The organism is Paenibacillus sp. AGC31, from assembly GCF_057334655.1.
This window is the reverse complement of sequence record NZ_JBHFJH010000010.1, coordinates 141,995-166,470: the sequence shown is the minus strand read 5'-3', so window position 1 is coordinate 166,470 and position 24,476 is coordinate 141,995. Positions and strand designations below refer to the sequence as shown.

Annotated in this window: 20 protein-coding genes; 6 read left to right on the top strand and 14 right to left on the bottom strand. The window is 47.3% G+C overall.

Annotated features, from left to right (window positions below; genetic code table 11):
• Positions 1-3: 3 nt before the first annotated feature.
• The 4 genes from prmC to ACE04G_RS06710 form a co-directional block, all read right to left on the bottom strand.
• Positions 4-888 (bottom strand): peptide chain release factor N(5)-glutamine methyltransferase, encoded by an 885-nt coding sequence (gene prmC, locus ACE04G_RS06725; RefSeq protein ID WP_449004092.1) that lies wholly within the window; start codon positions 886-888, stop codon positions 4-6.
• Between the two features lie 24 nt (positions 889-912).
• Positions 913-1,980 (bottom strand): peptide chain release factor 1, encoded by a 1,068-nt coding sequence (gene prfA / locus ACE04G_RS06720; protein WP_076209786.1) that lies wholly within the window; start codon positions 1,978-1,980, stop codon positions 913-915.
• A gap of 674 nt (positions 1,981-2,654) precedes the next feature.
• Complete coding sequence (gene ychF, locus ACE04G_RS06715; protein ID WP_062836948.1) at positions 2,655-3,755, bottom strand: redox-regulated ATPase YchF; 1,101 nt, start codon at positions 3,753-3,755, stop codon at positions 2,655-2,657.
• 186 nt (positions 3,756-3,941) lie between these two features.
• Positions 3,942-4,418 carry a GNAT family N-acetyltransferase gene (locus ACE04G_RS06710; RefSeq protein WP_449004025.1) on the bottom strand — a complete coding sequence of 159 codons (477 nt, stop codon included), beginning with the start codon at positions 4,416-4,418 and terminating at the stop codon, positions 3,942-3,944.
• Between the two features lie 213 nt (positions 4,419-4,631).
• Here ACE04G_RS06710 and ACE04G_RS06705 point away from each other — a divergent pair, with 213 nt between their 5' ends.
• Positions 4,632-5,066, top strand: a complete 435-nt coding sequence (locus ACE04G_RS06705) for a hypothetical protein (RefSeq protein WP_449004026.1) — start codon at positions 4,632-4,634, stop codon at positions 5,064-5,066.
• A 133-nt stretch (positions 5,067-5,199) separates the two neighbouring features.
• On the opposite strand, the gene ACE04G_RS06700 is transcribed toward ACE04G_RS06705, so the two are convergent.
• The 10 genes from ACE04G_RS06700 to ACE04G_RS06655 form a co-directional block, all read right to left on the bottom strand.
• On the bottom strand, positions 5,200-8,448 hold the full coding sequence (locus ACE04G_RS06700) for an S-layer homology domain-containing protein (RefSeq protein WP_449004027.1): 3,249 nt from the start codon (positions 8,446-8,448) through the stop codon (positions 5,200-5,202).
• 691 nt (positions 8,449-9,139) lie between these two features.
• Positions 9,140-10,207 carry a type 2 isopentenyl-diphosphate Delta-isomerase gene (gene fni, locus ACE04G_RS06695; RefSeq protein WP_449004028.1) on the bottom strand — a complete coding sequence of 356 codons (1,068 nt, stop codon included), beginning with the start codon at positions 10,205-10,207 and terminating at the stop codon, positions 9,140-9,142.
• A gap of 333 nt (positions 10,208-10,540) precedes the next feature.
• Complete coding sequence (locus ACE04G_RS06690) at positions 10,541-12,022, bottom strand: phytoene desaturase family protein (RefSeq protein WP_449004029.1); 1,482 nt, start codon at positions 12,020-12,022, stop codon at positions 10,541-10,543.
• Positions 12,019-13,167: a glycosyltransferase family 2 protein gene (locus tag ACE04G_RS06685; RefSeq protein ID WP_449004030.1), complete on the bottom strand. Its 1,149-nt coding sequence runs from the start codon at positions 13,165-13,167 to the stop codon at positions 12,019-12,021. The genes ACE04G_RS06690 and ACE04G_RS06685 overlap by 4 nt, the downstream gene beginning before the upstream one ends.
• Position 13,168: 1 nt before the next feature.
• Positions 13,169-13,930 carry a lysophospholipid acyltransferase family protein gene (locus ACE04G_RS06680; RefSeq protein ID WP_449004031.1) on the bottom strand — a complete coding sequence of 254 codons (762 nt, stop codon included), beginning with the start codon at positions 13,928-13,930 and terminating at the stop codon, positions 13,169-13,171.
• Positions 13,899-14,666 carry a carotenoid biosynthesis protein gene (locus ACE04G_RS06675; RefSeq protein ID WP_237177389.1) on the bottom strand — a complete coding sequence of 256 codons (768 nt, stop codon included), beginning with the start codon at positions 14,664-14,666 and terminating at the stop codon, positions 13,899-13,901. Before ACE04G_RS06675 ends, ACE04G_RS06680 begins: the two co-directional genes overlap by 32 nt.
• Entirely contained in the window at positions 14,666-15,538 is an 873-nt protein-coding gene (locus tag ACE04G_RS06670) for a phytoene/squalene synthase family protein (protein ID WP_339179965.1), read from the bottom strand. The genes ACE04G_RS06675 and ACE04G_RS06670 overlap by 1 nt, the downstream gene beginning before the upstream one ends.
• Entirely contained in the window at positions 15,535-16,998 is a 1,464-nt protein-coding gene (locus tag ACE04G_RS06665; RefSeq protein WP_449004032.1) for a phytoene desaturase family protein, read from the bottom strand. Before ACE04G_RS06665 ends, ACE04G_RS06670 begins: the two co-directional genes overlap by 4 nt.
• Positions 16,995-18,545 (bottom strand): phytoene desaturase family protein, encoded by a 1,551-nt coding sequence (locus tag ACE04G_RS06660; protein WP_449004033.1) that lies wholly within the window; start codon positions 18,543-18,545, stop codon positions 16,995-16,997. Before ACE04G_RS06660 ends, ACE04G_RS06665 begins: the two co-directional genes overlap by 4 nt.
• A gap of 265 nt (positions 18,546-18,810) precedes the next feature.
• Positions 18,811-19,755, bottom strand: coding sequence for a MerR family transcriptional regulator (locus tag ACE04G_RS06655; RefSeq protein ID WP_486094274.1), 945 nt, complete (start codon positions 19,753-19,755; stop codon positions 18,811-18,813).
• Positions 19,756-20,022: 267 nt separating this feature from the next.
• Between ACE04G_RS06655 and ACE04G_RS06650 the strand changes: the two genes are divergently transcribed.
• The 5 genes from ACE04G_RS06650 (at position 20,023) to ACE04G_RS06630 (ending at position 24,462) form a co-directional block, all read left to right on the top strand.
• Complete coding sequence (locus ACE04G_RS06650; RefSeq protein WP_486094272.1) at positions 20,023-21,498, top strand: phospholipase D family protein; 1,476 nt, start codon at positions 20,023-20,025, stop codon at positions 21,496-21,498.
• A 126-nt stretch (positions 21,499-21,624) separates the two neighbouring features.
• Positions 21,625-22,248 carry a TetR/AcrR family transcriptional regulator gene (locus tag ACE04G_RS06645; protein WP_449004036.1) on the top strand — a complete coding sequence of 208 codons (624 nt, stop codon included), beginning with the start codon at positions 21,625-21,627 and terminating at the stop codon, positions 22,246-22,248.
• Entirely contained in the window at positions 22,245-22,586 is a 342-nt protein-coding gene (locus ACE04G_RS06640) for a DMT family transporter (RefSeq protein ID WP_221825442.1), read from the top strand. The genes ACE04G_RS06645 and ACE04G_RS06640 overlap by 4 nt, the downstream gene beginning before the upstream one ends.
• Positions 22,586-22,900 carry a DMT family transporter gene (locus ACE04G_RS06635; protein WP_017691901.1) on the top strand — a complete coding sequence of 105 codons (315 nt, stop codon included), beginning with the start codon at positions 22,586-22,588 and terminating at the stop codon, positions 22,898-22,900. Before ACE04G_RS06640 ends, ACE04G_RS06635 begins: the two co-directional genes overlap by 1 nt.
• 614 nt (positions 22,901-23,514) lie before the next feature.
• Positions 23,515-24,462 carry a TetR/AcrR family transcriptional regulator gene (locus ACE04G_RS06630; protein ID WP_211084010.1) on the top strand — a complete coding sequence of 316 codons (948 nt, stop codon included), beginning with the start codon at positions 23,515-23,517 and terminating at the stop codon, positions 24,460-24,462.
• The last annotated feature ends 14 nt before the right edge of the window (positions 24,463-24,476 follow it).

Sequence of the window (24,476 nt, the reverse complement as noted above, 5' to 3'; positions counted from 1 at the left end):
ACCTTACATTTTCGTCACCTGTTCCGAAGTACGAACACCCAGGACATGCCGCTCGATTCCGGCAAGGTCCGGTACAATGATTATTTCCGGCCAATGTCCCGCCGATTCAAGCAAAGCTGCGATGTCGCGAGCCTGCCCCTGGCCCAGCTCAAAACCAATGATCTGCGGCGGCGCAGGCAGCAGCGCCAACTGCTCCAGCATGACACGGTACGGTGCAAGCCCGTCCGGACCGCCGTCCAATGCCATGCGCGGCTCATGATCGCGCACCTCTTGCTGCAACCCGGCGATATCCGCCGCCGGGATGTATGGTGGGTTGGACACCAGGATGTCCACCCGAGCCCCAGCGAACGGGGCCAGCAGATCGCCTTCACGGAAGTCGATCTGTACGCCGTTCGCGGCCGCGTTCCGCGCGGCCACTTGCAGGGCAGCCGCCGAGAGATCTCCGGCGCCTACCTGCCAGCGCGGGCGTAGTGAAGCCATCGTCACCGCGATGGCGCCACTGCCCGTGCCGATATCGACGGCGAGCGGAGCGCCGTCGGGAAACACGCGGTCGGCTTCGCGCAGCACAGCCTCGACCAACAGCTCCGTCTCCGGCCGCGGAATCAGCACAGCCGGCGTGACCTCGAACGGCAGCCCATAGAATTCCTGGCTGCCGATAATGTATTGCGCCGGCTCACCCGCAGCCTTGCGCGTGACGGCGTCCTCCCAGCGGCTGCGATGCTCGCTGGGAAAAGGCTCCGGCTGCATCATGTAGTACGTGGCGCCATAGACGCCGAGTACATGTTCCAGCAGCAGCCTAGCATTGTTTTGCGGCTCGTACACGCCGCACTTCTCCAAAAAAGAGGAAGCCTCCACGAAGGCTTCCCGACAGCTCTGTTCCGGCGTCATGACAAACTGCGCGCGGGTCACAGATTATTCTCCTCGATCCATCATCTCAGTCTGCTGAGCAATCGTCAGTGCAGACAAGATATCTTCAATCTCCCCGTTCATGATCTGATCCAGCTTGTGCATCGTCAGACCGATACGGTGATCCGTCACACGGCTTTGCGGGAAGTTGTACGTACGAATCCGCTCACTGCGGTCGCCCGTTCCCACTTTGCTCTTCCGCTCAACAGAGATCTTCGCTTCCTCTTCCATACGTTTCATATCGAAGATACGCGTACGCAGAACCTGCAACGCTTTTTCCTTGTTGGAGTTCTGTGATTTTCCATCCTGACATGTCGCCACGATTCCCGTTGGAACGTGCGTTACCCGTACTGCGGATTTTGTGGTATTAACCGATTGTCCACCGGCACCACTGGAACAGAACGTATCTACACGGATGTCTTTATCATGAATTTCGATATCGAAATCTTCGGCTTCTGGCATAACCGCAACCGTTGAAGTTGACGTATGAATACGTCCGCCGGATTCGGTTGTTGGAATACGCTGTACACGGTGTGCGCCGCTTTCGTATTTCATTTTGCTGTAAGCGCCACGTCCGTTGATCAGGAAAACAACCTCTTTGAATCCACCGAGATCATTTGTGTTAACGTCCATCAGCTCTACACGCCAGCCTTGTGCATCTGCATAACGTGTGTACATCCGATACAGATCTGCTGCAAACAACGCTGCTTCATCTCCACCAGCTGCTCCGCGAATCTCAACAATAACGTTTTTGTCGTCATTCGGATCTTTTGGCAGCATGAGTACACGAATCAATTCGTCCAGTTCCTTCTGGCGAGTGCTTAGTTCGTCAATTTCCATTTTGACCATTTCACGCATCTCATCATCCAGTTTCTCACCCTGCATTTCCTTTGCAGCTTCGAGATCCTGACTTACCTGTTTGTATTCATTGTACGCTTCATAAGTCGGTTGCAGATCGGATTGTTCTTTGGAGTATTCCCGCAGCTTTTTGTTGTCACTTGCCACATCCGGGTCACACAAAAGCTCGCTCAACTTGTCATAACGGTCGGCTAACGCCTGTAATTTATCCAACATGTATAGTCACCTCACGCATTATTTTGTCCAAGCACATCACATTTTCAATAATTATTTCAATCCAACATTAATTACATCTATAATCTATATTCCACAACGCACAGGATTCTCAATGAATCCCCTGACCGCAGCATGTATTCACATTCATGTATGATCGACGTATAACATCGCTACAACGTCATCAAATCCTTTACTTTTAAAGTGAAATCAAGAAATCGTTTACCCTGTATGAAACTCGCTTCAGCTCATCTGTTACAGCGCGAATTTTAACGTGGTATACGACTCTTAATTATAGCATATTCTTATGGTTCTGAATAGTAACTGTTCCGACGTGGATGAACTAATTTTTGGTACTGCGAAATTCAATATGAAATTGTTGTTCGATGTTGTTCCGAATTGTAAAATAAACAAAAGCCACGATGCGCTAACATCGTGACTTCTCTAACAAAGGCCGGTGGGCGAACACGGGGAATTTCAATCAGACGAATGAAAAACCACCGGATTGCAAGGCGATCAACCTAATCCGAGGTTTTTTCTTGTTCCGCGCTACTTTCCACGCGCTGCATAAGGCTATTAACCCCACTGCAAAACTCTAAGTCAAAGACCCTGCGAACTTCACGAGAAGGAAGGTCGCAGGGTCATGTTATTGAATCTACATATAAATGAGTAACAACTTATACGTTGAAACGGAAGTGCATAACGTCGCCGTCATTTACAACGTACTCTTTACCTTCAAGACGAAGTTGTCCGCGCTCTTTGGCACCGTTCATGGAACCCGCTGCAACCAGATCGTCGTAGGAAACCACTTCTGCACGGATGAATCCGCGTTCGAAGTCGGTGTGAATGACACCCGCTGCGCCAGGCGCTTTGGTACCCTTACGGATTGTCCAAGCACGAACTTCCTGTACACCTGCTGTGAAGTATGTGTACAGACCGAGCAATTTGTAAGCCGCTTTGATCAACAGGTTCAGACCGGAATCCTCGATACCGAGTTCTTCCAGGAACATTTGTTTATCTTCGCCTTCCAGCTCAGAGATCTCTTCTTCAACCTTTGCACTGATTGGCACCACTTCTGCGTTCTCAGCAGCTGCGAATTCTCTTACTTTTTGCACGTAAGCATTGTTCGCCACGTCGCCGATTTCGTCCTCAGCTACATTGGCTGCGTACAGAACAGGCTTCAGGGTAAGCAAGTGCAGATCGCGTATGATCAGAAGCTCGTCATCCGTAAGTTCCATGCTGCGTGCCGGCTTATCATCGTACAGAACAGCCTTCACTCTCTCCAACACTTCTACTTCTTGAGAGGCAGTCTTGTTGCCGCCCTTCATGTTTTTCTTGGAGCGATCGATTTTCTTCTCAACACTCTCGATATCGGCCAGGATCAGCTCCAGATTGATCGTCTGGATGTCGCTCACCGGGTCAATTTTACCATCGACGTGTGTGATGTTCTCATCTACAAAGCAACGTACCACGTGTACAATTGCATCTACTTCACGAATGTGGGCAAGGAACTTGTTACCAAGACCTTCGCCTTTGCTCGCACCGCGAACAAGACCAGCGATATCTACAAACTCAAACGCCGTTGGTACTGTTTTCTTAGGTACAACGAGTTCTGTCAGTTTGTCCAAACGCTCATCTGGTACTTCAACGATCCCCACGTTAGGGTCAATCGTACAGAACGGATAGTTTGCCGATTCGGCACCTGCTTGTGTAATTGCGTTAAACAATGTAGATTTACCAACGTTAGGCAGACCTACGATTCCAGCTTTCAAAGCCATGTATATGACAACTCCTCATTGATTACTTCTTCGGTATGGATAATCCTATACATTATATATGACAAACCTCAAGGCATCAAGGAACTTCGCCAATTCGACCAGAGCACCATCCGCTTCCCGAAATCCCCGGTTACTGCATATAATTCGTTTTGCGCAGATCTTAAGTTTTGCCTAGATTATCCGCTATTAGGTATACCCTTTGATTTCCTTGTACATGGTTAGATCCGTTACCTCATATCCCATCTTGCGATACAGGCTGCTCGCCCGCACATTATGTCCAAACACATGCAAACCAATGCGATCCACGCCAAGACTCAAGGCCGTCTGTTCAAGCGCCTGCATCGTTTCTGTTCCGTATCCCTTACCACGGTGTGCTTCTTCAACCACAATATCCAACAAAAAGGCATCTTTTCCACGACGATTATCCGTGATATTAAACCAGATATACCCTACATTTCCGTCCACAGGATGTACCAGATTGTAGAGATACGCTCCCGGTGTGTTCAAGCCTTCTGGCAGATAACGTTCATAAGATTCCTCCGCCAGTTGCTGCGCCTCTTCCTCAGCCCAGGTGCCCGCTTCTACTTTTTCCTGTGCAAAATCCTTAATCGATCGAATCCGAAAACTCGCATAATCTTCCTGATTCATTGGAGAAAGTTCCATGTTGTTTCCCTCCTTATTTCGAGTGGTCTTAATTATGTATCATTTCTGTGCAGTCCTTTTTGCACTACTAGTATCTTATTGTATCCTGTTCTCTCGCTTAGCGCATGAAGTTATTCTGATGATACGGTTTTCAATTTTCATATTTATCCATTTTAATCAAAACTTTTGATCTCTTCTCATCGTTTATACCTCATAGGAAAGGAGTGGATCATATTGAACACACGTCCCCGATTCTCCAAAAAGAAAATGATTATCTTGTCTGTTATCGTACTCGTGATCGGCATCGTCGCTTTTAGAAGCTTTCTGAATGTAATCGATCCCTTTCGTCACTTAAGGATCACGATCCACAATCAGTCCGACTATGACATCACCAATATTCAGGCTAGCCTGGTCCAAGGCGACAACTCGTTAAACAACAATGAGAGTGGCTCCACCTACGTATTCGATAAGGATATTCCCAGTGGAGCAAACGTGAAATTCGCCCCGCAACTGAAACTTTCTGGGGAGGGCGCACTCTCCTTGGCGTTTACGGACAGCCGCGGAAAAACCTATAACAAAACGGTTTGCGGTTATACGGAATACTTATCCGGCAATTCGTACGTTACTGTAACCAATGAGAATGTCACCGTGAAAGAGGAATGTATGTAAAAGGGTATATCGGTCAATTATCAAAAAAAACATGTAATCTCCCTTTAGGAAGATTACATGTTAGGGTTCTATTTTATTTCAACATCGTTTACCACAGTTCTAGGTTAGTAAAAAAAAGAACTTTTACGGTTTTTTACTTCTTGCTATGCAATAGGTTATAGATTATCATTGCAGCCTCCTGTCGGGTTAGCTGCTTTTTAGGCATAAACTTCCGATCGGGATATCCTTTCATAACAGATTCTTGAGTTACAAGACTGATACTATTTCTAGCCCAATTGGAGATCATTTGGTTGTCATCGTAAAGTGTGAATGATGATAATACATAACCTTGTTTTTTCATTACGTTCTCAATCATACTTGATGCTTCTTCCCTTGTAACGTTCACATTCGGTCTAAGCGTACCATCATTGAATCCTTTAAGTATACCTTGTTGTAATGCAGGCGTTATCTCCGAATAGTACCAAGAGTTAGATTGAACATCGTTGAATTCATTAATATAAGGAACCACAGGATTATATCCAAGGGCTCGTTGTAAGAAGATTGCAAATTCGGCTCTCGTCACTTTTTGATGTCCACCAAAAGAACCATCGGAATAGCCTTTGACAATTCCTTTCTGTGCCAAGTAGACAATAGCCTCCTTCGCATAACTCTTTTCTATATCTCTAAAAGTAACACTTGCTGGATTTTTCACTTCTCCATTCGAACCCACAACTTGAGTATCAATTGTAATGCTATCGTTTTTCCCCGTAACCGCACTAGGGATAACGGTATTATTAACATTATGGTAAGGAGGAATAGGATAATTATATCCATATACCGTTGCACCACTTCCATCTGCAGGAGTTGTTACAGCAACCGTCTGCTTGCCAATGACCTCTTCTGATCCATCAGGTCTGACACGAACAGCGATGACATTATACTCATAATATTTATTTCGTTCGACGCCCACTTCACTAAACTGCAACTTACCGTTCACAGCAGTCACCATACCCTCATCACGTGTTTCTCCAGTGGCAGTATTCAAATACGTCTTACGGTAAACACCGTTTCCTAGAGGTTCGTACTTCGTTTGTGGATTACGTTCAACGTAATGAACTGCTCCTTCAATAGGTTGATATTCAAAGGCAATCGTTCCGTTGGAGGCATTCATTGGAGCCACATTCATCGGTTGAGGTATGCCCGCCGTCTGCACTTCGATTGTACTAGATTCAACCTTTCCGTATTTGTTACTCGCTACAACTCGATAGGTATATGTTCTTCCTGGCTGGAGCGTGTATGCTATCATCGTATTTGAATGACCTGACCATACTTTACTCACTTGATCCTGGTAGATCTCATACTGGGTTGCGCCTTCTACCAGATTCCATTGCAGGTCCACTCTATTATCGTATACTCGATTGACTCTGATGTTAATTTGGCCTTTCGGTGCCACGTCCTCAGTCACCTTAGGTATCTTCACACTTTTAACTGCAGGAGGACCTTCATTGTCTCCGTCCCGGCCAATCACTTTATAGATGTATGTGGTGTCAGGTGTAACATTCCCATCCTCGTATGAGGTTGACTTAGTGATCGCTAAAGGCTGATCATTACGAGTAATCACATACTCTACGGCATGGTCTGCCTTACTCCACGTAAGTCTAACTTTGGTGGAATCCAGTGCTTCAGCTCGGAAATCTGGTGGATATGGAATATGAGGTACATTTCCGATGGTGTATTTCGTTTCCTCACTGTAAATTTCGCCTTTGCGAGCTACTAAGGTATACGTAGTGACAGCATTAAAATTCACACCTTCGTCTATATATTCTACAAGCGGACCCTCATAAAGGATTATGGAACCACGCTTGAGTATATATTGTTCAGCACCTTCCACAGCGTACCACTTCAACTGAATACCATTGTTACCGCCAGGACCCGAGTAGTAATATCTAGGTTTGTCAAGTTTTGTGATCACCGGCTCCCCGTCAGCTAGGGTCGGAATAACGTAAGGATCTTCATTGGTTCCCTGTCCTTTAAATTCACCATTATACTTTAAGAAAGCTTTGTATTTGAAATTTTGTAACGCGCTACCTGCTGGAACAAAGTTTATATGATTATTTGGGAATGCATCAGATCCAGTGGCTATCTCCGTAAAAACAGGCCCCTTATTACCATATTTTTTATTTTCATATGTATTAGGATTAGCCAGAGCCAAGCTGGATATCATCTGATTCGGACGTTTAGGATCATACAAAACAGTCCCTGTATATTTCTCTAGATCCTCCTTGGTAACGATCCCTACAGGAGTTGAATAACCATTAACGTACTCCCCATTATCAAACGCATTGACTCTCCACCATAACGTCTGAAAAGGAGACTGCTTGTCTTCTTTAATTTTATTTAGTTCATAGCCCACACTATCTGTGAACTTGGAGTACTCGTTTACTCTCCATTCAGCGCTGTCATCTTGTGTATCGATATATTTTGAAACTGTATTTTGAGAGATTAAGGTTTGATTATCCACCAGGTACCACTTGCCGTATTTCTTAAGATCAACCACTGCGCCGAATCCTGCCTTGGAATCTCCTAAAGTATAAGCATCCTGTGCAGGAGGCGTGATTATAAATTCTAATGAACGTTGAGTGGAGTCTGTAGGATTCGTCCAAGCTAACCTGATCACATTTTTCTCGCCTGGTTTCAGATCATTAATGAAAGCACTCGAACTGGACTGGCTCTTCAGCTCAGTATTCTTCACATCATTGACGTACACATCTGCCTGTACAATGGAATCTAGCTTGTAGAACAGACTAATCGCATTGCCATTCACAAGCCCCCAGTTTACATAAGTGAAGCCACCATCAATTTGATCTAATCTCCCTGCAAGCTTTCCAGTAAAATCAATTCTACCCACATCATCATATATTGGTGCAGGCTCCTTCAATCTAACAAAGAGTATTTCTGGTTCTCCGTAGTTCGTTCCGTCATAGCCAAAAACCATAATTCTGTATGTTATTTCAGGTGATACCCTCGTTATTGTGTATGTTGTTTGATTATTGACCTGTGCGGTATCACGATTGACATTAACAACATATTCGGTTGCACCAGGAATTTCATCCCAAGATACCTTTATGGAGTTATCCATTGTGGTTACCGTTACGTTAGGTTTCGGCAAATATGATGTAGTAATAGTGTCACTTATTGTTTCCATTGATGTAAACGTACTAGTGGTGTTGGAATTATACGAGTCTATAAAGTTATCATTCGACTTGGAAGACTCCGTAGTTATTTTATCTGTACGAGGCTCATAATTCGCATGAGCTACTTCTGTCCCTCCTCCTGAAATCAGTATACTAACCAACAATAAATTAATAACTAGCATGAAAATTAATAAGTTCTTGAACTTCATGTATGTATCACCTCTTAGAAATTGTGTTTAATGCCTCATATTTCATATGTATGATCTTAAAAAACCTGCATTATTACTTTGGATATCTAAAACTTAAATATATACTTAAAATTTCAATGTTTTAACCTTTAGTTGTGAATCAATCCATCCTTCCCTTAATTATAAGTGAGTCTTTGTACCTATAAAATCATTAAAAAACATTCCTTAAGACTCATCAATCATAATGTGTAATGTATTAACAAACAATAATAAATTTTACTTTGAATTAAATCTTCATCTTGTTATACATTACAAAAAAGCATGCCGTTGATTATCGACATGCTAAAAGTAATACACCAATAGTAATCAATTGACTTGTCGCAGTCCAAAGTTAAAGTGCCAAGTTCGATCCATGAACCGTTCCACGTTTCCCTCACATTCTAACGAACCCGAGAGACACTATTCAGCATTTTTCCTGCGTTTTTAAATATTAACGAACTATAGACTCGTTATTTACTCTTTCTTTGGCGTCATCCGCTGCAAATCGCAGTTTTCTATCCCATTAGCTTGTGTGAGATTCGTTAGATTCCCAACTAACGCCTATATTGCCAAATAAGGTGTTGCAGGTTCGTTAGCGGAAGTTGCTCCATCGGGCCCAGCGCATACTCTCACAAGTCAAAACTGTTCAGCAAGACGTCATCTCTGGTTTTATCTACCGCCGTTCCACCAGACATGTTGTCTGCTTCAAATCCTCAATCTGACCTGCACCAATGCCAAACATGACAGTACGAAGTTCAAACTCAACCTGTTCCAAACGCTCATCCAGCGCATCATCCGATGCGACTGCAGATTCGAGAAGAGATCGGCCAAAACCAGCCAGATCTGCACCGAGCGCGAGGGCTTTGGCCGCATCCACGCCTGTGTACAGTCCACCGCTGCCAATCAGGGCACCAGTAGGGTTCAGCGCTCGCACTTCCTGAATACACTCTGCTGTGGGAATGCCCCAGTCAGCAAAAGCTTCAGCAGCTGCCCGGCGTACCGGGTTATTGTTGCGGTATTTCTCCACCTGTACCCAGCTTGTACCACCTGCCCCGGCCACATCGATAAACGCGACACCCGCTTCATATAAGCGTTGAGCCGTCACACCATCGATGCCAAAACCTACTTCTTTTACGCCAATAGGCACGTCTAGCTCACGACACAAATTCTCAATTCGCTGAAATAATCCGCTAAAGTTGGTGTTACCTTCCGGCTGAAAAACTTCCTGCAACGTGTTCAAGTGAAGCACGAGCATGTCCGCTCCCGCAATATCTACGGCACGCTGAAAATCAGCTGTGGTGAAGCCATAGTTCAGCTGCACCGCGCCCAGGTTGGCAATGACCGGGATGTCCGGTGCCCAGCGCCGCACATCGAAGGTACTTGCCAGTTCCGGCTGTTCCACGGCAGCCCGGATCGAACCTACGCCGAGCGCCCAACCTCTGGCGTTTGCTACTCGAGCGAGGCGCTCATTGATGGCGCCCGTTGTTTTGCTTCCACCCGTCATTGAACTGATGAGCAAGGGTGTACGTACTTTTTTGCCAATAAACGAAGTTTCCAGATGCACCTCTTCAAAATCCAGTTCCGGCAGTGGGTGATGGCGAAACGCATACCGCTCCATACCGCTGGTTACCCCTTCTCCTGCCACATTCTCCTCAAGACAGAGGCGCACGTGCTCTAGCTTCCGTTCTCCCGTAGCCACTTCGGGAAGCAGCCGTTCGCCGGCTCGCTCTTGTTCATTCATGATGAGACCTCCTATGTGAGAATCGTGCGGATCGACAGGATAACCTGCCTGTTCCTAGCTTCTATGTATATAAGTCTTTTGTAAAAAAGACAAAACATTTATTAAATAAGCATTACAGCTCAACTCTATCCAGTATAACGTTCCAATCCACCTATTGAAAGGATGCCCCGACACCAAATGTCTCACTTAAATCTCGGAGCACCACTATTTTATGCCTACTCAAAAGCACGGATCTTCCATCCCATCTCCAAAACGGGGTAGCACGGAAGATGGCGATGCACACGCAAATGGATCAACAGAACACATTTCACTCCATCATCCTGCACAACAAACTTATCTCAAAATCTCCGATGCCAACTGCTCACCAACAAGCTGCCCGGACAACGTCACAATCGGTGTGCCGCCGCCTGGATGTGTTGTTCCGCCGACGTACCAGAGTCCTTGTACATCTTTGCTTCGGTTGCCTGGTCGCATAAAGGTCTGCTTCACCGAGTTGGACGAGATGCCGTAGATCGACCCTTGATGCGCCAAGGTATCCCGTTCGATATCTCGCGGCGTGTACCGGATCAGCACATCGGATTGGTTCAGTCCTATAATTCCCCGCGCCGCCAATTGTTCCAGTACAAACGCTCCATAACGTTCCGTCTGCTGCTCCCAATTCCATGAATCCGACAAGTAGGGGGCATTGACCAGAATGAATAGGTTACTGGCTCCCGCTGGGGCCATACCTGCTTCCGAATAACCGGAATAACAGATGTAGATCGTGGGATCGGCGGGCATTTTACGTTCACGGAAAATATGGTTAAACTCCGGTTCATACCGTTCCGGGAAGAAAACCGTATGATGCAACAGTGCATCATATTGTCTTCGCACACCCGCAAGCGTCACAAATCCCGAAATGGAGGGCTCATATTTCCGTATGCGCGCATCGCTCATCTCTTTCCGATGTTCCGGTGCGAGCAGCAAGCGATTCACGCTAAGCACATCTCCATTGGCAACCACCTGATCCGATTCCAGGAAGCCTTGATCCGTATCCACGCCTGCCACTTTGCCATTCCGAACAACAATCTGCCGGACCTCTGTGCCGGTAATGATCTGTACACCTTTTTCCTGTGCCAGACGAGTCATTCCTTCGATCAGTTGATAGGTTCCTCCTTTGACTCCGTAGATGCCGACTTCTGCTTCCACATGACCCATCATGGCAAAGATCGAAGGCGACTGATACGGCGATGATCCCACATAGGTCGCGTACCGTCCGAACATAGCCAGCGTATGCGGATGCTGAAAATACGAGCGCAACAGCTTATCCAGCTTCACCGTTGGCCGCACGCGGAGCAGGCTGCGCAGCATCTGAAGATTGTATTTGTCAGAAGGAGACAACAACAACTTACCCAGAAAATGACGATTGGCTTCCGCATACAGTGCAGCAGACTCATCCATAAATGCATCATAACGAGCTGCATCTTCCGGACTGTACGCCGCGATCTGCTCCTTCATCCACCCGCGATTACCTGACAAATCCACCACTGTTCCATCTGCGAATACATTACGCGTGCGTGGTTCTAACTCATATAACTGTACGTAATCTTCCATCGTTACTCCCGCATGATCGAAGACTGAACGAAAAGTGGATGGCATCGTGATCGTGCTCGGTCCCCGGTCAAAATGATACCCGTCCCGCTCAATCTGCTGCAGCTTGCCACCTACGTGTTGCTGCCGTTCCAGAATGGTCACCTGCACACCTTGTGAAGCCAGTCGTATCGCACACGACAGACCTCCGAATCCTGCACCGATTATAATGACGTTACCTCTCAACTGTACCGCCTACCTTTCCATACATACCCCTTGCCGGAGCGGCCTGTCTGCCAGGAAGCAAGTCCGATGGCAATGACACAGGCCATGCTGACCGGTTGCAGAAGGGCAAGCCACCAGGGCTGTCCGCCAGCATGATCCGCTACTCTTTTCACAGCCATACCTAATAATGTTCCTATCAATCCATACAGAACGGACACCGAACTACCCGTCATGAGTCCAATAATCAAGCCCAGCGGAGGCACAATATACATCAGCGTATACATCAACATCGTGCCAAGCAGCAGCACGTCTTTGCGTCCCATGCCTTCGTACATGTTTTTCTTATACCCGTTCCATACTTCTGCACCGTTCTGATACATGCGGGTATTTGTTACGTCATGCACGTCTGTCAGCATCACCGGATGACCTGCACGCTTAACCGCTTTGGCGAGACTCATGTCATCCACCAGATGTGCCTGAATGGCAGCATGACCACCGGATGCTTCGTAACTGGAGCGATGAATCAGCAAAAAAGCCCCCGTAGCGGCCACAAACATCGGACTGGATGATCTGCGTATCATGAAAATGGGCAGATGACTAATGATGGTGAAGACCATCATGGGCACAACAAGCTTTTCCATCCACGTCTTCGTTACCTGATAAGGAAAACCGGTTACCAGCCCCCCGCTCTGTTCACAACCTGCTGCAAGCGTCTGCCGAATCGCACTTGGCTCCAGACGCACATCCGCATCCACGAACATATACCATTCTCCCTTGGCCTCCTGAACCAGCCTGTGACACGCATGAGATTTCCCCATCCAGCCTTCGGGAAGATCGACGCCATGCAGCAGACGCACACGTGCATCGCGATCCGCAATCGCTTGTACCATGGCCGCTGTCTCATCTTCAGAGCGATCATCCAGCACCAATACTTCCATCCGGAATCCCGATGTCTCGCTCGCGAGTACACTTTCCAGACATCCTTCGATATGTAGTCTTTCATTTCTGGCCGGAATCAGTACCGAGACCAGCAGGTCTGGTGGTTTTATCTTGTCTGCCCGGAATGACCGTACTTTGGGCAGACAGGAGACATTCCATAGAGCGAACAGCAACTGTATACCCAATATGCTTGTAAGCACAGTCCAGAAGATCTCAGATGCATTCATGCTAACGGTTCACCCGCTTTCGTGCCGCATCGTATTTTTCACTTGTCGAACGTACATGACGAATCAACGGAAGCGCATCTGGCAAACTTCCCTGCCCCACCCGTATAAGCTCTGATCTGTGATCGTCTAACTGCTGTTGCAGCACATCGCCGAGTCTGGCGGCAATCTCTTCACTCTTCCACGCCTTCCAGTCTTCCATCACAGCCGGGCCCGCATGCATCGATATTTCCGGTAGATCATGCTGGACCATCCCATGGCACAAGGTTACCGGTACGGCGATGGCATTCGGGGAGCGACGAAGCAACAATCCAATGCCTGGACGGAACTGAATCGGTCTGGCCTCCTGATGCAGAATTTCTCCTTGTGGAAAAACCCAGACTCTTTTGCCCAAATCCAGCAGTTCACTGGTGTACTGTAGAGAGGTCCGAATACCGGACGCACTCTCCTTATTGATCGAATACGCACCCAATTTACGGAAAAAAGCATATTGCTGAAGCTGTTGCTCCTCCATCATCACATAATGATCTCCTCGTGATGTCTGCCTGGCCGCATGATAGAGCAGCAGACCATCCCACCAGGAGCTGTGGTTCATAAAATAGATCACCGGACGAGTTGGATCAATCGGGGAGTTGTCCCTGATATCCACCTGCGGGTCCAGTGACCCTGTAAGCGTGAAGGAGCGGAAGCGCCGACGCAGCAGATAATAATGATTGTATAAGGCAAAAATACGATTAAACGGTTTTGATTTTACGGCGCGAATCATAGAGCCAGCTCCCTTCGGCAAGAAGCATCCCAGCAATGGCGATGATAAAGCTACCCGTAATCCCTTCCTTTAGAGCAAGCAGGCCGAACAAAAGAATAAACAGCTGATACAACCATTTTGCACGCAGCAATGAGCTACGGTCACCAGGCATGGCTGGAAGGAAGAGGGACAGGAATGCACCCATGATAAACCAGCTTATGTAATTGGTCCACGGAACACCGTAGAATCCACCTGGAGCCTGCCATTCCCAGAATCCTCTCGCATGCGCAACAGGGTCGAGTACCAGATCAAGAACAATCGCCCAGAACCCGGTCTTCACTGCTCGAAGCAATTTTCCAGTCCAGGTTGAGCCGCCGCCACTTAACAGCGCCGAGTTACCAACCACTGCGATCCAGGCAAAACCCAGTGTAACTGGCACACTGAATAGATGAATCCCGAAGAAGTCTGAGTAAGCATACTCACCAAACGGCCAATGGGTATGCACGCCTACCCACTCTACGCCCATACCTCCAAGCCAGATGATTACAGAGGATATCCAGAGTCCGGGTTTCAGCCAGATGACTGACTGGTCGGACAGACCTGTCCGATTACGCCCTTGATAGATCAGATCCAGCACATACAATGCGTAGAAGATTAGAAATAAACCATTCGAAAAGGACAATACGTCAGGCACACCGATCGTTAGCATCAAGGTAGCTCCAATGACATACCACGCCCAGTAAAGCCACTGGATCATCAGGATACCGCCGTTCGGGAGGCTTGATAGGCCAGCATCGGGTAACGTTTCACAATCGCACCCAGCATCTCCAGTTTCAATTCATCGCTAACATATGCCCGCTTGGTGTATACGTCATAGTCGTTGCGTTCAACCGCGTGTAGAATGGTGGAGTAAAAGGCTGCTGCCAGCTCAATGGAAAACGCACTTTCCGTTGGGTACGTATCCAGACGATCCATGCCAATACGGAACCAGTTCAATGCTGCAGCTTTTAACTCATGAACAATGGCAATAAAGCGTTCGTCCACGACTCCGTCTTCAAAGTCCTGCTCCGTGTAACCATGCTTCTCCATGATCTCCAGCGGAACATACCGGCGCACTCTGGCCCGATCTTCACCAACATCCCGGATAATATTAACGATCTGCATCCCTTTACCCAAAGCAATCCCGTTCATGGCTACTTCTGCACCGTTATCATCCCGCAATACAGGCAACAACATCTCACCTACAGTTCCGGCCACCAGATAACAATAATGCTCCAGTTCCTGCATCGTTGCATAATGCGTTACTTTAAGATCTGTGAGTTGCCCTTCCATCTGACGGAAGAATGGCCCCTTATCCAGATGAGGAAAACTGCTGAACAACCATCTCAGTGCTGGCCAGATAAAGTGACCTTCCGCATCGTCTAGCCGATTAAACAAGTCATGGATCTCGTGTATCGTATAGGGCGAATGTTCCGGCTCGTCTACACTGTCATCAATCATGCGGCAGAAGGCATAAATGACATATACCGCTTCCCGACGTGGACTTGGCAGCCCTCTAAAGGCGTGATAAAAAGAGGAAGAACCCTTTTGCATCAACTCTTCACACCTGCTCAAAATCGCTTCATTCATGTTCCCATCTCCTTCATGAGTTGATTGACGGCCATACGTGCACTTTGCATTACAATTGGCACTCCGCCTCCTGGATGTACAGATGCTCCTGCTGCATATAATCCCTTTATATTAGGGAATGGTTTGGGTTGCGGCCGGTATACACCGGACTGAAACAATACAGGTGCTATACCAAAGCTTCCGCCCCCATAGAGCCCGTCTCGCTCTGCGTCAGCGGGTGTACGTACCTTTTTCCACTTGATCGCTGCACGAAGTCCCGGGAATCCACGTTGCTCCGCTTCTTCCAGTACACGTTCTGCCAATGCTTCGCTCTCTTGATCCCAGTCGACACCTTCGGCATCAGGCACCGGAATGAGGAAATATAATACACTCTGTCCTGGAGGTGCTGCAGTTTCATCCAATGCGACCGGATTAAATACGTAGAATGAGGACTTGGCCGGAATGCGTCGCTGATTGAAAACTTCCTGTAGACTGCCTTCAAGACTCGGTGGCAGGAAGAACTGGTGTGTTGTTGCATCTTCCCAGGTTTTGTCCACGCCCACATAGAGCAATACACATCCAGAAGAGGGACGATATGGTTTTCTTTTCCGTGCTACCTCTGGTGAATGTCCAAGCAAACCTGATAGATGGGGGAAATCACCATTGTAGATAACTGCATCCACATGTTCTGCGCCTGCTGCCGTTTCTATACCTTTACACACACCATTTTCAATCGTGAGTCCGGTCACTTCGGAATTCAGCACAACACGTCCACCACGTGATATCAGTTCCTGTTCCAGCATGGCTGGCAATGCCGCATATCCACCTTTAACCATCCAGATGCCGTATTCATGCTCTGCGTAAGGCAAAAGGGAGTAGATACCTGGCGTCCCAAACGGTGATCCACCGATGTATAGACTTTGCAGAGAGTAGGCGTCAAGCAATTCCTCATGGTGAAAATAATCGCCTACCGCTTTCCGAACACTTTTGTGTGCACGCAGTCTGCCCATGAGGGACATGAGCGAAGGGGTGAAGAAATCCCTTTTGCGCGGAAAAGCCCTTTCCAGAAACGCTGCCCGGCCTGCCGGAAACAACGTGTCCATATCTTTCATAAATCGTGTGAATCCTCGGCTCTCTCCTGGGAACAAACGTTCAATCTCCGCCGTCTGCTCTTCTCGTGAGGTCATCTTGGTCATGACACGACCACTGTGGTAATACACTCTGTATAACGGATCACAGCGAAGCAACTCAATCTTCGAACGATCTACGCCTGCTTCCTCCAGTATGCCAAGTAACATCTCCGGCAGAAGTACGATCGTTGGCCCCTGATCGATCCGGTATTCCCCTTCCTGCTCATATCCAATGCGCCCGCCAACGCGAGAACCCCGTTCATAGACGGTGACATCCCAGCCCTGACGGTTCAATAACAGCGCAGAAGTAAGTCCACCAATCCCTGCCCCTACAATAGTGGCCCGCTTCATGAATGCCCTCCGACTTCTGCCGTCTTCACGTACGAGGATGGCTTGGAACTTGTGCGTGCGTCCTCTTCCTGAATCAGTCTGACACTGATCCGTGCCGATTCGAAGATCGTGGGCAACCCGCTGCCCGGATGTGTTCCGCCGCCTACCAGCCATACACTTTTCAACTCTTCAAACTGGTTATGGGGACGCAGGTACATCATCTGACCCAAATTATGTGCCATATTAAATGTTGCTCCGCGATACACATCCAGTTCAGTCTCCCAATCAAGTGGAGTGAACAGCATACATTCTTCAATACGGCTGCGTATGTCGGCCAGCTCAGGAATACCTTCCATGCGTTTCATCATGGCCTCCTGCACATTCTCCCGTTCTGCTTCCCAATCAATGTCTGCGGTAAGGTTAGGCGTAGGCATAAGAACATATAAAGCAGATTTCCCTTCCGGTGCCAGCGTCGAATCAAGTCTGGAAGGGTTATGAATATATAGAGATGGATCGGCTGATAACATTTTGTGCTTGGTAATCTCATCAACGTTCAACCGGTAGTCCTCTGGAAAATAGATCGAGTGATGCGGAAGGGCCACATCACCATCCACGCCCAGATACAGCATTGCTGTAGAGCAGGAATACTTTTTGCGTTTCATTTTCTCCGGGGTATATTTCTTAAGCACGCCCGGTTCGAACAGATGATTCACCGCATGTGCGAAGTCGGCGTTCACCACCACATGGTCCGCTTCGATGCGTTCACCGTTCTCAAGCAACACACCTTTTGCACGACCATTGCGAACGATGACCTGTTTCACCGGGGTGGAAGTATGTATTCGTCCTCCGTATTCTTCCACGACATCAGCCATGGCTTGGAAGATCCGATTCACGCCGCCAATGGGGTGGAACAATCCGTAGTGATGCTCAATAAACGATAGTATGGTAAAGGTACCCGGACAATCCCAGGCAGACATGCCGAGATATTTGGATTGGAATGTAAATGCCCAGCGCAGACGCTCGTCTGTAAAATAGCGGGACAAGATTCCATAGACTGTATTGTGGACATCAAGCTTGGGTAGAGCTGTTACCGCATCCTTGCGCAAGTAGTCAGTCAGCTTGCCAAAAGGACGACGGAGCAAAGGCATGACTTTGCCAAACTTCACTTCTTCTTCTTGCATGAACCGAAGGTAATTGTCTTCATTGCCAGGAAACAATTCCTTAATCTGTGCAGCTGTATCTTCCCGATTACGAGAAGGCGTGAACACCTTATCACCAAAGTTCAGTGCGTACAGTGGGGTTAACTCTTTCATATGCACATAATCAGATAACTTACGTCCCACCACGTCAAACATCTCTTCAATCAGCTGAGGCATCATCAAAAATGTTGCACCCCGGTCGAATCGATATTCACCCAGTTCCAATCTGGCAGAACGCCCCCCGATGACTGGCTGTTTCTCATACACATCTACCTCGTACCCCTGACCGGACAATAACATCGCTGCTGCAAGTCCACCCGGACCTGCGCCAATGACAGCTGCACGTTTGCGTTGTTGATTCGGTATCATGCCACTCACCTTTCTATGTAGGGAATTCCTATAGTTCTCTAGCCCCTAACCTATTATTAAACCACCCAAGAACACTTTAAGCGGTAACTAGCAAAAACATTATACAAATATAATACAAATATTATACGACCTTGTAAACCAAAAAATGACCCGTTGGTCAAAATACTCTACTAATCCATATATAAACACAAAAAACACCCTTTGATCACTTTCGTCAAAGGATGTCCTTTATACATTAACCTATTCATTGAATGATACGATATGTTTAGTTATGTGCCTGTCCAAACCTCGCACCAGTTGGTCGATCTGCGAGATACTCACGTTCTATCCATGACTGCCAATCCGCTGAATCCTCTGGCATAATCCATTGCGGGTAACGAGCATGTTCTGCACGCTCATAGCCCTTTCCACCAAGTACGAAGCGAATATGTGGAAACTCGTTTTTAATCCGTTCTATAAGTTGATCACACCGTTCAAGAAGCCCTGGACTTGTGATCGAAAGGCAGACCAACTTGATCTTCTGCTCCCGGATAATCGGAAAGATACCTTCTTCTGGCGTGTTCGCACCAAGATACAGTACTTCCGCCCCATTTTTACGCATAAAGAGAGAGAACAGCAGCAATCCGACCTGATGATGCTCCCCTTCCGGACACAACGCCAGAACTTTGGGCAGATGCGGATAGATCGGGAACAGATGGAAAAACTGATAAAACCGCTGTGAAATCAGCTGTGTCATGAAGTGTTCCTGAGCCACCGAAGCCCTGCCTTTCTCCCATGCATCACCAACCCGAACCAGAATGGGCACCAACACATGATAGAACATCGAGTCATACCCATACATGGTGAAACCAAAATCAATCAAACCATTGGCACGTTCACCCTGAAAGTTGTAGAGCGAGTCATAGATCTGATCTGCCATGCGTGCGTAGGCTTCTTCCATCGTAGGCACCGGAGCCATGATCGGCATGGGCACAGCCTCGGGCGGATTTAATTTGTTTACTTTCAACATCCGTACCGCTTCCGAAATATTGGTCTGATGCAGCTCAACCTGCTCTTTCAACCAGCGCAGATCCGCAACATTCTCTTCGGTATACATTCGATACCCCGATTCCGTCCGCTCAGGGGTGACCGCACTATACCGATTCTCCCAAGCCCGGAGCGTCACCGTCGGGATACCGAGCATGGCAGCGACTTGTTTGATGGAATACACCTTATTACCCACTTTCTTTCCTAAATGTCCAGATTTCAAAGGTTATATCATTGGTTCCCCGTCCTTGTCAGGCATATGAAAACCCTAACATTCTACAAAAATAATACACTCATTATACACAACGCTCAGACACCTGTCGATTACATCCTGCCAATTTTGCCATATGCATTTTACCGCTACATCAGTTATTCTACCGGGTTGTCCTGCGTCAACGTTATCATCCGTGTGGTAATAGAAGTCAGCAAGTACAGAAGGGGGAGTCCACCGTTGGTCTCATTACGCCGCCATACATCAGACCGCAAGTCTTCACGCGGCAAATTTCCATACATACGAACAGGACTCGTCCTATTGGTCCTATGGCTCATCGCCGTCATGCTCTATCAGACCTACAAACCATTACCACCAGGGATTTCCTACGAAAGTCCGGAGTATCGTGTGGATCAAGTCGAGTTCCTGCATGACCTCACCTACCCTTCATCTGACGGACAGATGCAGCACGAACAACAGATTTTCCAGCGCATGATGCAAATTGTGGAGGAAGCAGAGCAGTTTGTCCTGGTGGATATGTTCCTGTTCAATAATTATCAGCACAAGGGACAGAACTTTCCTCCCGTGAGTACTGAATTCACCGAAGCGCTGGTTGCAAAAAAAAATCAACATCCTGATATGGACATCTGGTTCATTACAGATGAAGTAAATACCAACTATAACTCAGCACCCAATCCGTTGCTGGAACAAATGAAACAAGCAGGCATTCATGTGGTCATCACGGATGTGGACCCTTTGCGTGATTCAACTCCGGTATACTCTGCGGTCTGGCGTACCTTCTTCCAATGGTTCGGCCAATCCGGAGATGGCTGGATCAAAAACCTGATGGCCACGGATGGCCCGGATGTAACGGTCCGTTCCTATCTCAAGCTGCTCAATGTGAAAGCAAATCATCGCAAAGTTGTTGTTAGTGAGAAGACGGCGATTGTTTCTTCTGGCAATATTCATGATGCGAGTGCCTACCACTCGAACATTGCATTTGAAGTAACAGGTCCAATCATTGGCGATATTCTTCAGTCAGAACAAGCTGTTCTCGACTTCTCAGGCGGAGGCCAGGTTCCTGCCTACACAGCTCCTTCCCCGGATTCGAATACGGGAGATTTACGAATTCGCTATTTAACTGAAGGCAAAGTGAATGACGCTGCACTCCATGAGATCAATCAGGCTGGCAAAGGTGACACCTTATGGATGGGCATGTTCTATGTGGCCTCTCCGAAAGTATTGGAAGCCCTGCTGGAAGCCGCAAAACGAGGAACCGAGATCCGGCTTGTACTTGATCCAAATGAAAATGCCTTTGGTCAGGAGAAGATCGGCATTCCGAACCGTCCTGTCGCTGCTGAATTGCACGATAAATCCGACGGTAAAATTCAGATCCGCTGGTATAACACCACCAAGGAGCAATACCACACCAAGATGATCTATCTTGCCAAAGCGACCGGTGATCATATTGTCCTCGGGGGTTCAACCAACTTCACACCTCGAAACCTGAATGACTACAATCTGGAGAATGATCTATGGGTTGCTGCTCCTCCAGACAATAAGTTCACGCTTGATATCGCGAATTATTTCGAGCGTATTTGGAATAATAATGATGCCGAATTCACGTTAGACCTGGATGAGTTCCAGGAGAAGACTACGTTTTTGAAAGGTATCCTATATAAGCTGCAACTGATTCTGGGTTTTACAACCTTCTGATCAAAAACCACATTCATAACTGTTATGTCCGTCTGTACTCTACTGTGCAGGCGGATATTTTCATCTTGACAGGGAATGTGAAGTGTGAAAATATAATTACCTAACGACCGTTAGGAAGGTGATTGAATGACTGCACAATCCATTCGGGATGCAGCCCTGTTCCATTTTGCCAGAGATGGCTATGAGGGAGCTTCTCTGAGAGCTATTGCTGATGAAGTCGGGATTAAAAAACCGTCCATATATGCACATTTTAGCTGCAAGGATGACTTGTTTTTACACACCCTGGCCTTTGCCTTTCACGAGGTAAAACGGCACACACTGGAATATTTCCGCGATCATGCGGATCTACCATTGGAGCAGAGGCTGAAAGGCTTGCTGGTCTGGTTCGAACAAGAATACAATGCCCATGCTTCGGCTCGATTGATGCTGCGTAATTGTTTTTACCCACCCCTTTCTCTATATGGCGAAGTGATGGATCAGGTGTATCCGTTTATCGATGGTATGGAACGCGCACTGACTCGTCTGCTGCAACGGGCAATGCGTAATGAAGATATTCCAGCCATTCCAGCAGAACAAGCCGCTATTGCATTTATGACGTTCCTCGACGGGATTACCGTGGAGATTATCTATGGAAGTTCCCGTCGCTACAAGAGACGGCTGGAAGCATCCTGGCCTGTCTTCTGGCATGGCATTCATCATTTGAACGAAGAGGCACAAAGTGTTGTGCCGGAAGGAGATTCAACATCATGAACCGCAATTGGTTATATGTATTTATCGGTGGAATTATTGAGATTGTCTGGGTGAGCGGGCTGAAACATGCCTCGAATGCCTGGGAGTGGTCTTTGACGGGGATTGCCATCGTGATCAGCTTTGGACTGATCATTGCCGCTTCCAAAAGGCTACCTGTGGGTACGGTGTATGCCGTCTTTACGGGAATTGGTACGGCGGGTACCGTCCTCACGGAAATGGTACTGTTCGGTGAGCCGTTCCGCTTGGCCAAAGTATTGCTCATCGGGCTGCTGCTCTGCGGCGTAATCGGGCTGAAACTGGTTACGGATCAGCAAGAAGCCAAAGGAGGTGCAGTATAATGGCTTGGATGGCAATTGTAGGTGCAGGGATATGTGAAATTTTCGGCGTAATCGGTATTAATGGTGCTTCCACCAAGAAAGGATGGCCTTATATCGTACTTATGCTGGTGTCGTTTGTGTTCAGCTTCTCGTTGTTGTCCTACGCCATGACGTCCATTCCCATGGGCACAGCGTATGCCGTGTGGACGGGGATCGGGACGGTCGGCAGTACGTTAACAGGCATGTTCCTGTTTGGTGAACGGAAAGAAGCGAAGCGTATCCTGTTCATCGCGATGATTTTGGTGGCAGCCGTTGGTCTGAAACTGATCACATAACGGAACAACTGAATTACACTCTATAACTCCGGTGGTAGCATAAGCTTCCGAAGAAGCTTTCTTACAGAAAGCTTTAAGGCGAACACTTCGTTTCTTCAAGTTTGGTTCTGCCATCTCCGTTATCGTGTAACTCTTGGCTTCCATTATGATATCTATTACATTTTGTAATATAAAAAAGACGACTTCAATCAGGAAGTCGTCTTTTTTGGGGAATGATATAAATAGGGAACCTCTTTATACTTTGCTACGTAAGAAAGGATGTCGTAATTATTAGAAAGTTATTGGCACGCATGGGCTCTTATACAGGGTATACCCTTCTGATCGGCATGGCCATCTTCTATCTCATCGCTTTTGTCGCCATTATTATACTCGCCTTGTACGCCTTCACTGGAGGAAACTAACTAAAGCGTTCTTGATACCTTATCCATATCGTACATACAAGCTGCACCTTGTTACTTGCCGTCTCTCCTTCCCTTTGATCAGTCTCTTTTCTTCGCTCTAATTTTCCATTTTACTCCCATTTGAATTCCTTCAACCAGATCGTTTATACTTATTTTGACCTTAAAGTCAATTCAAGAACTCACAAGTTCCCTGATGAGGTGAATGCATCGTTAATGAACCCTATACATGAGATGAATGAGAAGAAAAAGCTCATCATTACTACAGCACTAAAGTTATTCTCATCCAAAGGCAGTGCTGCAACATCCATGCAAGAGATTGCAGAATTATGCGGGATGTCCAAAGGCAGCCTCTACATCATGTTCAAATCCAAAGAAGAATTAGAAGCCAGTACTCTGGAGTACTGCATGTACACACTCATGGACGAGATGACACAGATTGAGCATGAAACCAGCCTCACCTCGCGTGAACGTCTGCAAAAGCAGATTGAGACACTGCTCATCCATGTTGCCGAACTTAAGGAGTTTCTGCGAGTACAGATGCGCAGCATGATGATGGATGATGAACAGCAACGCAAGGAACAATGCCATCCGCTGCAAAGAGATCTGGAGGTCCGTACCTTACATTGGTTTAAGGATAAGCTGGAGGAGCAGTACGGGTCGGAGATTGAACCTTATACGATTGACCTTATTTTGCTAACACAGGGGCTGTTCCTCTCCTACGTCAAGATCTGGTTTACAGAGATGCCCTCCCTTACTGTTACCAAAATGGCAACAAATTTACTGCAAATGATGGACTATGCAGCGCACGGATTCCTTAAGCAGAGACCGTTGCCTTTGATTCCTTTGGAGGACTGGCCTGCCTGGATTACCGAACCTCATCCAGATTCCACGGTGATGCGGCATCCTATTCATATTATCAAGCAAATGCAGGATATCGCTGCTTCCGAATTGCCTGCTGGACAACCGAAGAATGATGTACTTGAAACCATTGCCATTCTCAGGCAGGAGATGATGGAATTCACGCCGCGGCGTGCCATTATTCTGGGTATGATGCACAATCTGGAGAACGTAACTGCCATTCAATCTTTGCACTCCGAGCTTCAGCATATTCTGGATGCCATGTATAGCCGGTTCATCCAAGCTGACTCGTCACACACATAAACAGGAGAAACAGA